Origin of the sequence: Sinorhizobium sp. P24N7 (genome assembly GCF_042436655.1) — a bacterium.
GTDB lineage: Bacteria > Pseudomonadota > Alphaproteobacteria > Rhizobiales > Rhizobiaceae > Sinorhizobium > Sinorhizobium meliloti_A.
The window spans coordinates 251,407-266,385 of record NZ_JBHMIW010000004.1 but is presented as its reverse complement, the minus strand read 5'-3'; the positions used below and the strand labels follow the sequence as shown (position 1 = coordinate 266,385).

14 protein-coding genes are annotated in these 14,979 nt (G+C 63.3%); 6 read left to right on the top strand and 8 right to left on the bottom strand.

Annotated features, from left to right (window positions below; all coding sequences use genetic code 11):
- Positions 1–253: 253 nt before the first annotated feature.
- A complete protein-coding gene (locus tag ACFHWW_RS08715; RefSeq protein WP_018096821.1) occupies positions 254–1,279 on the top strand; it encodes a class I fructose-bisphosphate aldolase in 1,026 nt (341 codons plus the stop codon).
- 172 nt (positions 1,280–1,451) lie between these two features.
- Positions 1,452–2,369 carry a PhzF family phenazine biosynthesis protein gene (locus tag ACFHWW_RS08710; RefSeq protein WP_379937997.1) on the top strand — a complete coding sequence of 306 codons (918 nt, stop codon included), beginning with the start codon at positions 1,452–1,454 and terminating at the stop codon, positions 2,367–2,369.
- A gap of 12 nt (positions 2,370–2,381) precedes the next feature.
- Here the strand turns inward: ACFHWW_RS08710 and ACFHWW_RS08705 are convergent, their stop codons facing one another.
- Both ACFHWW_RS08705 and ACFHWW_RS08700 read right to left on the bottom strand, forming a co-directional pair.
- Positions 2,382–4,286 (bottom strand): TPR end-of-group domain-containing protein, encoded by a 1,905-nt coding sequence (locus tag ACFHWW_RS08705; RefSeq protein ID WP_100672965.1) that lies wholly within the window; start codon positions 4,284–4,286, stop codon positions 2,382–2,384.
- Positions 4,287–4,431: 145 nt separating this feature from the next.
- On the bottom strand, positions 4,432–4,587 hold the full coding sequence (locus ACFHWW_RS08700; RefSeq protein WP_018096818.1) for a hypothetical protein: 156 nt from the start codon (positions 4,585–4,587) through the stop codon (positions 4,432–4,434).
- A 181-nt stretch (positions 4,588–4,768) separates the two neighbouring features.
- On the opposite strand from ACFHWW_RS08700, the gene ACFHWW_RS08695 reads away from it, so the two are divergent.
- The 3 genes from ACFHWW_RS08695 to ACFHWW_RS08685 all read left to right on the top strand — a co-directional run bounded on the left by ACFHWW_RS08695 (position 4,769) and on the right by ACFHWW_RS08685 (position 7,127).
- Positions 4,769–6,070 carry an MFS transporter gene (locus ACFHWW_RS08695; protein ID WP_100672964.1) on the top strand — a complete coding sequence of 434 codons (1,302 nt, stop codon included), beginning with the start codon at positions 4,769–4,771 and terminating at the stop codon, positions 6,068–6,070.
- A complete protein-coding gene (locus ACFHWW_RS08690) occupies positions 6,057–6,245 on the top strand; it encodes a DUF1192 domain-containing protein (protein ID WP_018096816.1) in 189 nt (62 codons plus the stop codon). Before ACFHWW_RS08695 ends, ACFHWW_RS08690 begins: the two co-directional genes overlap by 14 nt.
- Positions 6,246–6,608: 363 nt before the next feature.
- On the top strand, positions 6,609–7,127 hold the full coding sequence (locus ACFHWW_RS08685) for a DUF1465 family protein (protein ID WP_100672962.1): 519 nt from the start codon (positions 6,609–6,611) through the stop codon (positions 7,125–7,127).
- A 230-nt stretch (positions 7,128–7,357) separates the two neighbouring features.
- Here ACFHWW_RS08685 and rpmE read toward each other — a convergent pair whose 3' ends face one another.
- A complete protein-coding gene (gene rpmE / locus ACFHWW_RS08680; protein WP_010970183.1) occupies positions 7,358–7,579 on the bottom strand; it encodes a 50S ribosomal protein L31 in 222 nt (73 codons plus the stop codon).
- 288 nt (positions 7,580–7,867) lie between these two features.
- On the opposite strand from rpmE, the gene ACFHWW_RS08675 reads away from it, so the two are divergent.
- A complete protein-coding gene (locus ACFHWW_RS08675) occupies positions 7,868–9,682 on the top strand; it encodes an ABC transporter transmembrane domain-containing protein (RefSeq protein ID WP_379937996.1) in 1,815 nt (604 codons plus the stop codon).
- Here ACFHWW_RS08675 and ACFHWW_RS08670 read toward each other — a convergent pair.
- From ACFHWW_RS08670 to ACFHWW_RS08650, 5 genes are all read right to left on the bottom strand, one after another.
- The gene (locus tag ACFHWW_RS08670; protein WP_018096809.1) at positions 9,669–10,697 is read right to left on the bottom strand and encodes a peptidoglycan -binding protein; all 1,029 of its coding nucleotides are present in this window, start codon (positions 10,695–10,697) and stop codon (positions 9,669–9,671) included. The two genes, ACFHWW_RS08675 and ACFHWW_RS08670, sit on opposite strands and share 14 nt — an antisense overlap.
- A 2-nt stretch (positions 10,698–10,699) precedes the next feature.
- Positions 10,700–11,806, bottom strand: a complete 1,107-nt coding sequence (locus ACFHWW_RS08665) for a MotA/TolQ/ExbB proton channel family protein (RefSeq protein ID WP_100672959.1) — start codon at positions 11,804–11,806, stop codon at positions 10,700–10,702.
- Between the two features lie 314 nt (positions 11,807–12,120).
- Positions 12,121–12,921, bottom strand: a complete 801-nt coding sequence (locus ACFHWW_RS08660) for an inositol monophosphatase family protein (protein ID WP_018096807.1) — start codon at positions 12,919–12,921, stop codon at positions 12,121–12,123.
- Between the two features lie 239 nt (positions 12,922–13,160).
- Positions 13,161–14,306 (bottom strand): tetratricopeptide repeat protein, encoded by a 1,146-nt coding sequence (locus tag ACFHWW_RS08655; protein WP_379937995.1) that lies wholly within the window; start codon positions 14,304–14,306, stop codon positions 13,161–13,163.
- Positions 14,307–14,315: 9 nt separating this feature from the next.
- Entirely contained in the window at positions 14,316–14,969 is a 654-nt protein-coding gene (locus ACFHWW_RS08650) for a thiamine phosphate synthase (RefSeq protein WP_100672957.1), read from the bottom strand.
- Positions 14,970–14,979: the final 10 nt, after the last annotated feature.

The following is a 14,979-nucleotide window of genomic DNA, read 5'->3' as shown; positions in this document are numbered from 1 at the left end:
GATTCGAACGCCTCGTCGTGCAGGTAACATGCACCTTCGCGCCGGAACCAAGCCACCCGAAATAATTACGATATTTCAAACGATTAAAATTATTTAAATCGTTTTAGCCCGTTTTACTGCCATTTTCCCGCACGGTATCTTCTGTTAACGCGGCTTTGTTCCCGAGGCGCGAAAGACGGTTTTGCGCCTCGCTCCGAGATTGGTTTCATTCGCTGTTCCGATTGCTGGTCAGCGCTGCGTGTAGGAGAAGAATATGAGCGAAAGACTGGAAGACATTGCGGTTGCCATGGTGGCAAACGGCCGCGGCCTGCTTGCGGCCGACGAGTCGACCGCGACGATCAAGAAGCGCTTCGACAGCATCGGCCTGGAGTCCACCGAGACGTCGCGCCGCGATTATCGCGAGATGCTGCTGCGCTCGGACGATGCGATGCGCGAGTATATCTCCGGCGTCATCCTCTATGAGGAAACACTGTTCCAGAAGGCTGCCGACGGCACGCCCCTGACCGACGTCATCCGCAACGCGGGCTCGATTCCGGGGATCAAGGTCGACACCGGTGCCAAGCCGATGGCCCATTTCCCGAACGAAACGGTAACCGAAGGCCTCGACGGGCTCGCCGCCCGCCTTGCCAGATATCATGAAGCCGGCGCCCGCTTCGCCAAATGGCGGGGCGTGATTGCGATTTCCGACGCTCTTCCGACCTGGGGCGCGATCAGGGCCAATGCCCATGCGCTCGCCCGCTATGCCGCGCTCTGCCAGGAGGCGAAGATCGTACCGATCGTGGAGCCGGAAGTGCTGATGGATGGCGCCCCCGGCGATCACTCGATCGAGCGCTCGGAAGAGGTCACCGAATGGGTCCTTCGCACCGTCTTCGAGGAACTTGGCGAACTCCGCGTCAGCCTCGAAGGCATGATCCTGAAACCGAGCATGGTGATCGACGGCAAGAAGGCGCGCAAAGCGTCCGTCGATGAGGTCGCCGAACGCACCATCAAGGTGCTGAAGCGCACCGTTCCGGCGGCTGTTCCCGGCATCGCCTTCCTCTCCGGCGGCCAGTCGACCGAAGAGGCGACGGCGCACCTTTCAGCCATGAACGCGGCGCACGACCTGCCCTGGAAGCTTACCTTCTCCTATGGCCGGGCACTGCAGCAGGAAGCGCTCAATGCCTGGGGCGGCAAGTCGGAAAACGTCGCGGCCGGGCAGCGCGCCTTCGCCCATCGCGCCAAGATGTGCAGCCTCGCCGCCAAGGGAAGCTGGACGAAGGACTTCGAAAAAGCCGCCTGAGCGCCAGAATAGTTAGAGAGAGCGAGGAGAGGCCCGGTGACAGCGATGCCGCCGGGCCTTTTTTATGGCGCCGCCTTGCTGCCTCGACAATTGTCAGGGAGACAAGTTCGCTGTTCAGCGGCGCCGGCGACGACTTTAAATCTACGCCATCTGCGACCGACCGGAGGGCACCATGAACACCGTCTCCTTCATTACCGTCGACGTCTTCACGACCGACCGTTTCGCCGGCAATCAGCTTGCCGTCATCCCGGATGCACGGGTCTTGAGCGACGCCCAGATGCAGGCGATCGCCACGGAGTTCGGCTATTCCGAAGTCACCTTCGTCCTTCCGCCCGAAAATCCGGAGAACACCGCGCGCGTGCGCATCTTCACGCCGACGACCGAAGTGCCTTTCGCCGGCCACCCGAATGTCGGCACGGCCTTCGTGCTCGGCCGGCAACGGGAAGTCTTCGGCCGCAAGCCGGGCGGCGCATTGCGTTTCGAGGAAAAAGCGGGCCTTGTCGAAGTCACTCTTCTCGGCAGTGACGGCATCGTCACGGGCGCAAGGATCGTCGCCCCGCAGGCGCTGCAAATCGGACCCGCCATAGACGCCGCGACGATTGCCGCCTGCGCATCGCTGCGCCAGGACGACCTCGTCGACCGAACTCATCCGCCGGTGCGCATTTCGGTCGGCCTGCCCTTCTCGGTCGCCGAGGTGCGCGACGTCGATGCCCTTTCGACAGCGCGGCCGAACGTCTCGGCCTTCGAGGAGGCGAATAGCCGCTATCCGCTTGCGGAAGACAGCTTCAGCCTGTTTCTCTATGCCCATACGCGCGAGCGGCCCGGCCATATAAGGGCACGCATGTTCGCTCCGCTCGACAACGTCATCGAGGACCCGGCAACCGGCAGCGCTTCGGCGGCGCTCGGCGCTTACCTCGTCTCGCTGCTTCCCGAGGCCGACGCGAAGGCCGAACTCGTCATCGAACAGGGCGTGGAAATGGGCCGCCGCAGCCTCATCACGGTCGGTGTCGACAAGAGGAACGGCACAGTCCGCAACGTCAGCGTCTCGGGCGACTGCGTTTCGGCGATGCGCGGGGAGATCTTGATCTGATCGCCGGAATGTTCAGCGCCTCCCGACCTTGCACTCTGTGAGCGCGTCGAGGAGCGCGCGGAAGCGCGGATCGTCGCGTATGAGGTCCAGGTCCGGATCCTGGTTGAACCACTGGACATGGTAGCTGGAGCTCAGCGGCACCACGGTTTCCAGCAGTTCCAGCGCGCGCTCGCCCTCACCGAGGAGCGAATGGACGCAGGCTGCATTGTACCGCGCGACGATATCGTCCGGATCGATCGCCAGCGCGCGAGATACCCATTCTTTCGCACGTTCCGCCTCGCCCATATGCGCCAGCGCCAATGCACCGCGATGCGCCGGGCTGGCATTTTCGGGGTTCCGCTCCATTGCGCTTTGCGCTCTTTCGATGCCGATCCGCGCCCAGCGCTGGCGCTCGGTCTCCATACCAAGGGACAGATGGCAACCCATCAAATGGATCGGCGAAAAGTAATCGTCCGACCGGATTTCCGCCGCGCGCTCGAAGAACCCGATCGCTTCCCGGAATCGGCCCTGCGCAAAGAGGAAACGGCCATAATAGAGATTCGCCTCATAGAGCGAAGGATCGAGCGCCAGAGCCTGCAGAAACTCACGGCTTGCCTCTTCCGTCTGGCCGTGGTGGTTCAATGCGAGCCCGCGCGAGGCATGCGCTTCCGCCAGGTTCGGATCGAGCGCGAGCGCCCTGGCGCTCATGTCGAGTATGCTCTCCAGCGGGAACTCCTTTTCGTGCCAGTCCCTGATCGCACATTCGCACTCGGCGATGCCGGCATAGGCACGCGCATAGTTCGGGTCGAGTTCGACGGCCTTCAGGAACATGCGGCGTGCGAGCAGCAGATAGGGCCGGGTCCACGTATGGGAGAACTGACGACCGCGGAGATAGTACGTATAGGCCTCGACCGAGGTCGTCGGGTCGCTTTCGATCGCTCTCTTTTCCTCCGGCAGAAGCTTTATCTTGAGCTGGTCGACGATGGCATGAGTGATCTCGTCCTGAATAGCGAAAATATCCGTCAGATCGCGGTCGTAGCGGTCGGCCCACAGATGCCCGCCGGTCTGCGCGTCGATCAACTGGCCGGTGATGCGCACGCGCCCGCCCGCCTTGCGCACGCTGCCTTCGAGGATGAAGCGAACGCCGAGTTCATGGGCGATCTGCTTAACCTTCACGGACTTGCCCTTGTAAGTGAAGACGGTGTTGCGGGCGACGACGTGCAGGCGCGAAATCTTCGAAAGGTCGGTGATGACATCCTCTGTGATGCCGTCGGAGAAATATTCCTGCTCGGGATCATGACTCATATTGGTGAAGGGCAGGACGGCGATCGATAATTCGTAGCCGCGGTCGACGACGCCGGACGGCTCCCCACGCTTGCCGAGCGAATTGCCGCCGAGCGACACCGTATAGACGCGGACGGTCGATGCGATGTTCTTCAGGCTGTATTCGCCCTTGTCGATGAAACCGACATCGAGTCTCGAGCCGACATGGTCCCGTACGGACGCAGAAACGGCGATGCCGGAAGGATCGGCGAGCCCTTCGAGGCGCGCCGCGACATTGACGCCATCGCCGAAGATGTCGCCGTCCTCGACGATCACGTCGCCGAGATGAATGCCGATCCTGAGTTCGATGCGCCTGCTCTTCGGCAAGCCTTCGTTGCAGGCGAGCATACCGCGCTGAATCGCAGCGGCACAGGCAACAGCGTTCACCACGCTCGAAAACTCGACGAGCATGCTGTCTCCCGCCAGTTTGACGATTCGGCCTTTATGTTCGGCGATCTTTGGTTCCAGCAGCTCGCGGCGATGGCGCTTCAGCGCCGCGAGCGTCCCGGCCTCATCCGCTCCCATGAGGCGGCTGTAGCCCACGACATCGGCTGCGAGAATGGCGGTGAGACGACGTTCCAACAGAGCCTCGATCTTCATCTTGTGGCCGAGCACGGTAATTTAACCTTTTCCTGTCGTCATGTCGTGCGGAGATAGAGCAACTTGAGCGCGACAATAGCGCGGCCCTTTCCCAAGTTGCTGTTTCTCAAGGAACGCCGAAGCCGCCGGATTTCTAAATCTCGTGCGGCACGCAGGAGGCTCAGGGACGCACGAGCACCGTGACCATCATCACGACGATGGCGAAGACGGCAATCTTCCAGAAATCGCGGCGCTGCCTCAGTCCCGGATAGCCGAGCGGCTTGATGAGCTGGACGCACATGGCCAGCAGCAGGAGAACCGTCAGTGCCTTTGACATTCGCTCATTTCCGGGAAGATCCGCTGCAATGGGAGCGACGTCATACGGACGTCACTTTTCGTCGCATAGAGGGCTATTGTTTTCGCCGTCGATTTGCAATGACCGGTGGTATTGATTTCCATCGGCAGAGCGGCGGTCCTCGTCACGACACGCCGAAGGGCGAACGAATTCCGGGTGGACGATGAGAAATAACCTGCTTCCCGTTGCCGCGCTGCTGCTTGGCACCCTGTTTCTCTTCCTCGGAAACGGTCTGCAGGGCCTGCTCCTGCCGGTGCGCGGCACCGCGGAGGGCTATCCGACAACCATCCTCGGTCTGTTCGGCACGCTCTGGGCCACCGGTTTCGTGCTTGGCTGCTTCTTCGCTCCGAATGTCGTCAAGCGCATCGGGCATGTGCGCGCCTTCAGCGTGTTCACGGCCCTGATCGCCATCGTTTCGCTGCTGACGGGCATTCTGATCGACCCGGTCTGGTGGCTGGCGCTGCGCGCGGTGACGGGTTTCTCCACTGCCGGAACGTCGATGATCATCGAAAGCTGGTTGAACGAGCGCGCCACCAATGAGAGCCGCGGCGTGATCTTCTCGCTCTATATCGCCATCACCCTTTTCGGCGTCGTCGGCGGCCAGATGATGATTCCCTTCGGCGAGACGTCCACGACCTTCTTCTTCATGATCTGCGGCATTCTCTATTGCGTAGCGATGCTGCCGACGCTGTTGTCCAGGGCCGCCTCGCCGCAGCCGCTGAAACAGGTCCGCCTCGACCTGCGCGGCCTCTACCGCAATTCGCCGGTTTCCTTCCTCGGCATCCTGCTCATCGGCATCGCCAACGGCGCCTTCGGCACGCTCGGCGCGGTCTTCGGCCGCCAGGCCGGGCTGTCGGACAGCACCGTCGCGGCGATGATGAGCGTGGCGATCTTCTCGGGCGCCGTCATGCAACTGCCGGCCGGCCGCATCTCCGACCGCATCGACCGCCGCTATGTGCTTGCCGCGCTCGCCGGGGTCGGCGCTTTCGCCGGCCTCCTGATCTTCCTCGTCGAGCCCGGCCAGGTCTGGATCGTTCTGACGTTGATCGCGATCTACGGCGCAGCCGCCAATGCGCTCTACCCGATCGCGGTTTCCCACGCCAACGACTTCGCGACCCCCGAGGATTTCGTGAAGGTTTCGGGCGGGCTCCTGCTGCTCTACGGCATCGGCACGATTATCGGCCCGACGATCGGCGGGCCGATAATGACCGCCAGCGGGCCTTATGGCCTCTTCATGATCACGGCCTGTGCGCATATGCTCATCACTGCCTATGCGATCGTCCGCAGCCGCCGGCGCGCACCGGTGCCCGCGGCCGAGCGCGAAAACTTCTCGCCGGTCAATGCCGGCACGGCGACGACGCCGGAGAGCCTGCAGCTCTCGCCGCGTGCGGCTCCGCTGGAGGAACTGCCGGACGAAGGCGCCGACGATCCCCAGGAAGAGGAGAGATCGAATGAGCCTGTTTGACGATGACCAACCGAAAAAGAAGACCGAGCACGAGATCGGCAGCGATCTTTCGCTGCTCTCCGTGGACGAACTGACCGCGCGCATCGCGCTTCTGACGGAGGAAATTGCAAGGCTCGAAGCGGAAAGACAGCGCAAGTCGGCGAGCCGTTCGGCCGCCGAAAGCCTTTTCCGGTGAGCGCGGGCTGGAATGATTGCGGACTTTTAATCCAGAAGAATGCTTGGGCTTTAACCGCAAATTAAGCATTTTCTGCGATTGTCCGAGCATCCGGTCCTTCCGGACTCAGACAATTTCACCGACTGGCGAATGGGTCTGATTTTTCTCCCTGTTTTACCTTGAGAGCCGCTTCACGCGGCTCTTTTTTTGCTTTGCGACAGGGCGGCCTCCAAAGAAGTGTGGAGATTAACCCTTTCTTAAGAATGCTCTTGCGCGGAATGCGGTATGGGATCATTCTTCGAGCATGGAGGGGCCTCAGGAAACTTTTCCCAGAGCCGCCCGTTTCCTGACAGTTGTGATGCGTTGGAACCAGGGAATACAGGCATGTCCGAAAGAGGATTGAATACCGTCAGTTTCGCCGGTCACGCTGCGTCTTCGGCGCAGTTCAAGGCGCTCTACGCTGAAGGGATGGGCCTGGTCGAGGAAACGGCAAGCTATCTCGATGGCCCTGGACGCACCGCCGCCAAGGTGCTGCCGCGCATGGCATCCGTTCTCTATGCTGCCGAGTCGATGCGCCTCACCACCCGGCTGATGCAGATGGCGTCATGGCTCCTGCTGCAGCGCGCCGTCAACAATGGCGAGATGAGCCGCGAGCAGGTGCTGTCGGAAAAGAGCAAGGTGCGACTGGACAGCTTCAACGTCGACCGCAGCGCGCCGGGCTGGAACGATCTGCCGGAGAGCTTCCGCGAGCTCATCGAGCGGTCGCTCCGGCTGCAGAACCGGGTCGCATTGCTCGACCGCGAGATTTATCGGCCGCAGGAAGCGACGACCTTCGTTCCGGACAACCAGAACGGCGTCAAGGCGCAGATAAAGCTGCTGCAGACGGCCTTCGGAGCGAGTTGAGCGAGGCAGAACCCTGCCGCTGTAAGCCAAAGCCCGGCCATGTGCCGGGTTTTTTGTTGGCGGGCGTGATTGCGGTTGGATCTTCGGGTCAAGCCCAGGGTCAAGCCCGAGGATGCATGCACGGACGACTTTAGCGACAAAGCACCTGCCCGAAGCCGGCAGGAAAGAGCGGCAGCCAACAAAAAAGCCCGGCAATGCCGGGCTTCGAAACACGCTGTCGAGCGGCTGAATCAGAGGCCGAGGCCTTCGAAGCGCTTCTTGAACTTGGAGACGCGGCCGCCGCGGTCGACGAGCTGCTGGTTGCCGCCGGTCCAGGCCGGATGCGACTTGGGGTCGATTTCCAGGTTCATGGTCGCACCTTCCGTACCCCAGGTCGAGCGGGTTTCGTATTCGGTGCCGTCGGTCATGACAACCTTGATCGTGTGGTAGTCGGGATGGATGTCTGCCTTCATAACAATCTTCCTAGAGTTCCAGGGTCCAATTGTCGCAAGGCATTGCGACTTTGGGACCGAACACGTAAATGAAGCCGCAGACCGCTCTTGGGCCGCGGCTTCCCAATTCGATGCCGTGCCTATACATGAAGGTCTGCGGGATAACAAGTGCCGCGCGGAAGACTTGTGATCTCTGTATGGTCCGTCGGATCGGCACGGTCCGGGGCTGCAGCAGATCGCAGTCGCACAGCTCTGGCGCCTCGGCGGCGCACAGGCCTGTGGCCCCGTGACAGGCGAACGGGGGGCTACGTGCCAAGACAAGAAAAACAACCGCCGGCGCGCAGGTCCATCCGCCCGCTCGCAACCGTGCTGCCTTATCTCTCGCGTTACCGTGGCCTCGCCATCGGCGCCGCCGTCTCTCTGACCGTCGCAGCGGCCACCACGCTGACCTTGCCGCTGGCCGTTCGACGGATGATCGATCACGGCTTCTCCAGCTCCGATTCCGGCTTCATCAACACCTATTTCTCCATGCTGATGGTGCTTGCAGTGGTCCTCGCCCTTGCCAGTGCCGCCCGCTATTACTTCGTGATCTCGCTCGGCGAGCGCATCGTCGCCGACCTCAGACGCGACGTCTTCGCACGCGTCATGCAGCTCTCGGCCTCATTCTTCGATGTCAATCAGTCCGGCGAAATCGTCTCGCGGCTGACGGCCGACGCGACGCAGATCAAGTCGGCGGTGGGTGCGACGGCATCGGTGGCGCTGCGCAACCTGATCCTCTGTCTCGGCGCAATGGGCATGATGGTCTATACGAGCCCGAAGCTTTCGAGCCTCGTGCTTGCGGCGATCCCCCTCATCGTCTTCCCCCTCGTCGGCTTCGGACGCTCGGTACGCCGGCGTTCCCGCGAAGCGCAGGACATGCTCGCGGCCGCCTCTGCCTATGCCGGCGAAGCGATCGCCGCCACCCGCACCGTGCAGGCCTTCAACGGTGAGGAGAGCGCGCGCTCGCGCTACGGCAGCGCTGTGGAGGCTGCCTATCGCGCCGCGCGCGCTGCGACCAAAGCGCGCTCGGTGCTGACCGCCTTTGCCATCACCATGGTCTTCGGAAGCGTCGTCGCCGTGCTCTGGTTCGGTGCGCGGGACGTCCTGGCGGGCTCGCTTTCCGCCGGGACGCTCGGTCAGTTCCTGCTCTATTCCGTTTTTGCGGCAGGCAGCCTCGGCGCACTCTCGGAAGTGTGGGGAGAGCTCTCGCAGGCGGCGGGGGCCGCCGAGCGTCTGAACGAGCTTCTGAGCGAAGTGCCGGAGATCGGGGCGCCCGAGCATCCGGTCGCAATGCCCGTCCCTGCCGCCGGTGCGGTGGAGTTCGACGGTGTCCACTTCGCCTATCCCGCCCGGCCGGACTATAAGAGCCTCCGGGGCTTGAGCTTCGCGGTAAGACCGGGCGAGACGGTGGCCATCGTCGGCCCGTCCGGCGCCGGCAAGAGCACGGTCTTCTCGATGCTCCTGCGTTATTACGACCCGGCGAAAGGCACCATCCGCGTCGACGGTACGGACATACGCGCCGTCGATCCCGAGGATCTGCGGGAGAGACTTGCGATCGTGCCGCAGGACGTGACCATCTTCGCCACTTCGGTGCACGACAACATCGCCTTCGGCGTGCCGGACGCAAGCCGTGAAGCGGTGCGCGCCGCCACCGTCGCAGCGCAGGCCGAAGAGTTCATCGGCAGGCTGGACCAGGGCTACGACACGCTGGTCGGCGAGCGCGGGGTGACCCTTTCGGGCGGTCAACGCCAGCGCATCGCAATCGCCCGCGCCATCCTGAAAAATGCTCCGATCCTTCTTCTCGACGAGGCGACCTCGGCGCTCGATGCGGAGAGCGAAACGCTGGTGCAGAAGGCGCTTGAGAACCTGATGCAGGAGCGCACGACGCTCGTCATCGCCCATCGGCTCGCCACCGTGCTCAAGGCGGATCGCATTCTGGTAATGGAGCACGGCCGTATCGTCGAGGAAGGAACCCACGAGTCGCTGATCCGCCAGGGCGGGCTTTATGCGAAGCTCGCGCGGCTCCAGTTTGATCACGGCGCAGAAGCACTCTTCGTCGGCTCGCCCGCGCCTATTTCTCCGTGAGCTTGAGCTCGATGCGGCGGTTCTGCGCGCGTGCTTCCTGGCTTTCGCCCGGTGCGATGGGCTGATACTCCCCGAAGCCCGCCGCCACCAGCCGGTCGGCCGGGACGCCTTTCGAGATCAGGAACTTGACGACGGACGTCGCGCGGGCGGACGACAGTTCCCAATTGTCCCGGAAGCGCCCTATCCCCGACAGCTGAACGTCGTCCGTGTGCCCGTCCACGCGCAGCACCCAGTTGATCTCCGCCGGGATCTCCTTGGCAAGGTCGAGAAGGGCTGTCGCAAGTTTCGCCATCTCGGCCTGCCCTTCCGGGTTCAGGTCGCTGCCGCCCGATGGAAAGAGCACTTCCGACTGGAAGACGAAACGATCGCCGACGATGCGGATATTTTCCCGATCCGACAGGATTTCCCTCAGCCTGCCGAAGAAGTCCGAACGGTAGCGGTTGAGCTCCTGGACACGCTGCGCCAAGGCGACGTTCAGCCTGCGGCCGAGATCGGCTATCTTGGCCTGGGAGGCGTCGTCCTTCGCCTCCGATGCCTGGAGTGCGCCTTCGATGGCGGCGATCTGGCTGCGAAGCGCTGCGATCTGCTGGTTCAAGAGTTCAATCTGGCTCATGGCCCGGGCGCTGACCTGCCGCTCGTTTTCGAGCTCGGAGCCAAGCCGGCCGATCTTTTCGTCGGCGACTTCGGCACTGCCGGCGCCCCGGTCGAGCAGGGCCTGCAGGCGGGACCGCTCGCCTTCCGACTGTGAAAGCGACGCCTGCAGGTTGGCGAGCGAATCCTCGAGATCCTGCTTGCCGCTTTTCTCGAGCGCCAGGAGCTGGGTGAGTTCGTTGATCTGGCTGTTCAGCCGGTTGAGCACCTCGTCCTTGCCGCTGATCTCCCGGCCGAGCAGGAACTGCGCGGTGACGAAAACGCTGAGCAGGAACATGATCGCCATGAGCAGCGTCGAGAGTGCGTCGACGAAGCCCGGCCAGTAGTTGATCGCCCGCGGATCGCGGCGTCGGGAAAGCGCCATGGTCAATCCCCTCCGCCGTCTTCGATGCGGCTGAGCTTCGCCTGTCCTGCGGCCTTCTCGCTTTGCACGGTGATCCGGTCGGCCTGGCCGATGCGCGCCGTCAGCCGGTCGAGCGTCTTGCGCATCGCCTTGGCTTCCTCCTGCTGCGCCTCGATCCAGTCGCGCAGCATCTGCTGCTCGCCGCGCATGTTCTTGACGAGGCCCTGGATGCCTTCGGCGAGGCTCGCCATGGCCGCGGTGGTGCGCTGGTTCACGCCGCCGTCATGCGTCAGGCGCGTAAGCTGGTCGGTGAGCCGCCGCAGCTCTTCCACCGGAGCGCCGTCGGTCATGTCGCCCGGCGAGGAAAAACCGGAGCTGACGTCGGTTACCGACGAAAGCCAATTCTCGAGCTCCGTATAGAAGCGATTCTGCGCGCGTCCCGCCTGCAGATCGAGAAAGCCCACGATGAGCGAACCGGAAAGACCGAAGAGCGAGGCGGAGAACGCCGTTCCCATGCCGGTGAGAGGCGCCGAAAGGCCGCTCTTGAGGGAGCTCAGGAGATCGTCGGTGCTGCCGCTTCCCGCATCCAGCGACTGGATCACGGTGTTGATGGAACCGATGGTGCCGAGCAGGCCCCAGAACGTGCCGAGCAGGCCGAGGAAAACGAGAAGTCCGGCGAGATACCGGGTGATGTCGCGCGACTCGTCGAGGCGCGCAGCGATTGAATCCAGGATGGACCGGAGCGCGGCCGTCGAGATTGCCGTCGTTTGGCGTCCCCCGATGAGAGCACGCATTGGCGCAAGCAGCACCGGATCGCGCCCGACTTTATCGGCGCTGCCGGCGGCACGGAAGGAGTTGAACCAGCGAACCTCGGGTCTCAGACTGAGGACATGGTTGAACGCCAGCAGGATACCGATCACGAGCACGCCCAGGATCAGCCCGTTGAGGCCGGGATTGCCGGCGAAGGCCTCGCTAGCCTGCCGGAAGAGGATCGCAGCGACGAAACCGACGATGATCAGGAAAAGGACCATCGTCCAGAAATAGGGCATCGGGCTCGAAAGCTTGTGCGGACCGTAGTCCTCCTCCACGTCTTCGCGATCGCGCCACCCGGACAGATTCAGTTTCGCCATAAGTTCGCCAGTCTCCCGGTTTTGCGGCAGTTTCCGCGCCTGTCCGACGAACAAGAGGGCGGCCGCATCACTCTGAATCGCTGCACCATTCCCGAATCGGAGACGATCGAAGAGCGGTGCTGCCGATGGCCGCAGGCCATCCGTATTGGCCCGGAGACTAGTGGAAGTTTGCGCCGAATTGAAGGGAAAACAAAGGGTACGGCCCTAAAGCGCGTCGCATTCAAATCGAATTCATACGGCACGCTTCAGCTTGCTGTTTTATGCATGTTGCCGTCCCGGAAACGTTGCACCGTTCCGGGCGAACTATATTGCCGTTACTTGGACGGAATCGGGCGCTGGATCACCTCGCGAAGCGCCTTTGCGATATGCTCGTTGCCGCAGACGATCGAACCTGCTTCCAGCGGTTTGCTGCCGCCTTCGGCATCGGTGGACCACCCGCCGGCCTCGCGGATGAGCAAGAGGCCGGCAGCCATGTCCCAGGCGGCAAGGTCCCGTTCCCAGAAGCCGTCGAAGCGGCCGGCCGCAACATAGGCGAGATCGAGCGAGGCGGAGCCCATGCGGCGAATGCCGGCGACCTCGCCCATGACGTGGCGCAGCTCGACCAGATACTTGCCGTGATTGCCGCGGCCGAGATGGGGCGTGCCGGTCCCGATCACGGCATCGGAGAGGGCCTTGCGCGCGCCGACGCGTAGGCGTCGATCATTCAGGAAGGCGCCGCCGCCTCGCTCGGCGGTGTAGAGCTCGTCCGTCGCCGGGTTGAAGACGACCGCGCCGACGATCTCGCCCTGGCGCTCGAGCGCGACGGAGATCGCGAAATGCGGAATGCCGTGCAGGAAATTGGTGGTTCCGTCGAGCGGATCGACGATCCAGCGATGGGCGCCGTCCGTTCCCTTGATCTCCTCGCCCTCCTCGCCGAGGAAGCCGTAGGTCGGGCGAGCCTTCATGAGCTCCTCACGGATGATCCGCTCGGCCTTGCGGTCCGCCTGCGAAACGTAGTCGGCCGGTCCTTTCAAGGAAACCTGCAGGTTCTGTACTTCGCCGAAATCGCGTGCCAGCGACTTGCCGGCCTTGAAGACAGCCTGGACCATGACATTGAGAAGGGCGGAGCGGGCCATACGGCAATTCCTCTAGCGAAGGCCGGCCGAGACCGCTCGACCGGACATTGAACCTGTCTGACAGTCCGCATGCGGGCCGCAGCTCGAAGTGCGGGCAGGAGAACCGTCGTCAAAAAACCGAGTGAGATGTCACTCCGTCCGCGGCGGCACAGGGGTGGGAGGCCGCAGACAAAACCGGGGCTTCAAGACCACAAAAACCCCGGAAGTTCAAGCGAAATAGATCGGGTCTGCCGGGCGTGTCAGGTCGAGCGATATTTGTTTGCCGCCGCCAGCGCCGATTTCTGCTGCGTTTCGTTGAGGCCGAGATAGAAATCCTCGAGCGCATCGTCCTTGAGGCCGGCCCGGCGCGAGAGCACGTACCACTTTGCCGCCTCCACCGGGTTCGGACGGGTTCCAATGGCATTGACGTAGAGATGGGAAAGCCGGTTCTGGGCGACGACGTTGCCGCTTTCGGCGGCGCGTTTCATCCAGGCAAACCCCTCTTCGAGATTGCGGTCGCCGGCAATACCCTCGATCAGCCAGATGGCAATGTCGAGCTGGGCGGTATCATAGCCCGCCCGCGCCGCCCTGAGCAACCACTCGCGCGCACGGGCCCGCTTGCTCTCCTCTATGCCGTCGACATTGAGATAGATCTGCGAGAGCGCATACTGCGCATCCGCAATGCCCTGCTCGGCGGATTTCTCGTAATAGGGCATCGCCGCCTTCAGCCCCCGCTCGCCCGGCATGTCGGCCACGAGCGTTTGCCCGTAGTTGAACTGGGCCGAGGCGTTGCCGAGATCGGCAGCCTTCTTCATCAGTTCGTCGGCCTTTTTCCTGTCGCGCTTGACGTAGCGGCCCTCCATCAGGATCAGGGCATACTTGAACATGGCCGCCGGGTCGCCATTGTTCGCCGCCTGGCCGTACCAGAACGCCGCCGCCTTGGCGTCGCGTGCAACGCCGAGACCCTGTTCCAGGATCGCGGCGACAAGCGTCTGGGCGGCGGGGTCGCCGAGCTGGGCCCGCGGCAAGGCAAGGTCGATCGCCGTCAGATAGTAACCTCGCTGGAAGGCGCCGTAGGCTTCGTCGATCTTGCCGGTGAAGGGCTTTTCCTCGGGAAGAGCCGGCAATTCGGCTCCCATGCGATCGAAAACGGTGACGCCCTTCGAAGGCGCACTGCCGTCGCCGGGCTTCGGCTTTTCCGGAGCGGCCGTTGCCGGTTTGCGCTCCGCATCCTCCGGCAGGACCGCGCCGTTGAAAGGCGTGATCCGCCCGCGCTTCGACGCGCTGCCCTCGTCGGCCGGCGCAGGCGCGACCGGTTGCTGAGCCACGGCGGGCGCGACTGCAAGAAGCATCGCGGCGGCAAGGGCTGCGGGCCGGCTGGATTTGACGAGAGAGCGGATTACCATCGGCAGGTCTTAACCTTCAAACCGTGGCGCTTTTTCGTCAAGCAATGCGTTGACCGCCGCAACCACCGACGGCGCCTGACCGGCCTCGCCGAATACGGCAAGGCGGAGCGCAACGAACTCGGCACCGGTTTCGGCGACCGGAAGCGCGGATTGCGGATCCGTGCCGCCCATGACGATGCAGGGAATTTCGATCATCGACGCCCACCATTCGGCGAGTGCCAGGTTCTTCGGATGCGCCTCCGGCTTTATGTCGCCATCCGTGCGGCCAAAGAAAACGTAATCGGGCCGCAGCTCGCCGATCTCGAGCGCATGGTGACGGTCGGTGGCGTTGCCACCGCCGACGATCAACTTCGGCGCATGCCGCTCGATCGCATCGGCAAGCGCATCCGGACCGCCGGCGATGTGGAGACCGTCCGCCTTCGCCCGTCCGGCGACGCGCGTGTCGCCCTCGATCAAGGCCGCGGCGCCGGCCTGCTGGATCACCGGTACGAGCGCTTCCGCATGCTTCTGGAAATCCGCATCGCCGAGCGCGTATTGCGGCACGATCACGGACGCTACGTCGCCGCCCCTCAGCGCCTCGCCGACGAGTTTCGCGCGTTCCGCGCTATCTGCGATGTCCGGAACGACCAGCACGAGGCGGCAGCGGTCTTCAATGTTGCTCATGGGTCAATCC

Excerpts from the sequence above, each read along its gene's own strand:
- ACFHWW_RS08715 (WP_018096821.1), top strand. The coding sequence starts at position 254 with ATGAGCGAAAGACTGGAAGACATTGCGGTTGCCATGGTGGCAAACGGC.
- ACFHWW_RS08710 (WP_379937997.1), top strand. The coding sequence starts at position 1,452 with ATGAACACCGTCTCCTTCATTACCGTCGACGTCTTCACGACCGACCGT.
- ACFHWW_RS08700 (WP_018096818.1), bottom strand. The coding sequence starts at position 4,587 with ATGTCAAAGGCACTGACGGTTCTCCTGCTGCTGGCCATGTGCGTCCAG.
- ACFHWW_RS08695 (WP_100672964.1), top strand. The coding sequence starts at position 4,769 with ATGAGAAATAACCTGCTTCCCGTTGCCGCGCTGCTGCTTGGCACCCTG.
- ACFHWW_RS08690 (WP_018096816.1), top strand. The coding sequence starts at position 6,057 with ATGAGCCTGTTTGACGATGACCAACCGAAAAAGAAGACCGAGCACGAG.
- ACFHWW_RS08685 (WP_100672962.1), top strand. The coding sequence starts at position 6,609 with ATGTCCGAAAGAGGATTGAATACCGTCAGTTTCGCCGGTCACGCTGCG.
- rpmE (WP_010970183.1), bottom strand. The coding sequence starts at position 7,579 with ATGAAGGCAGACATCCATCCCGACTACCACACGATCAAGGTTGTCATG.
- ACFHWW_RS08670 (WP_018096809.1), bottom strand. The coding sequence starts at position 10,697 with ATGGCGCTTTCCCGACGCCGCGATCCGCGGGCGATCAACTACTGGCCG.
- ACFHWW_RS08665 (WP_100672959.1), bottom strand. The coding sequence starts at position 11,806 with ATGGCGAAACTGAATCTGTCCGGGTGGCGCGATCGCGAAGACGTGGAG.
- ACFHWW_RS08660 (WP_018096807.1), bottom strand. The coding sequence starts at position 12,921 with ATGGCCCGCTCCGCCCTTCTCAATGTCATGGTCCAGGCTGTCTTCAAG.
- ACFHWW_RS08655 (WP_379937995.1), bottom strand. The coding sequence starts at position 14,306 with ATGGTAATCCGCTCTCTCGTCAAATCCAGCCGGCCCGCAGCCCTTGCC.
- ACFHWW_RS08650 (WP_100672957.1), bottom strand. The coding sequence starts at position 14,969 with ATGAGCAACATTGAAGACCGCTGCCGCCTCGTGCTGGTCGTTCCGGAC.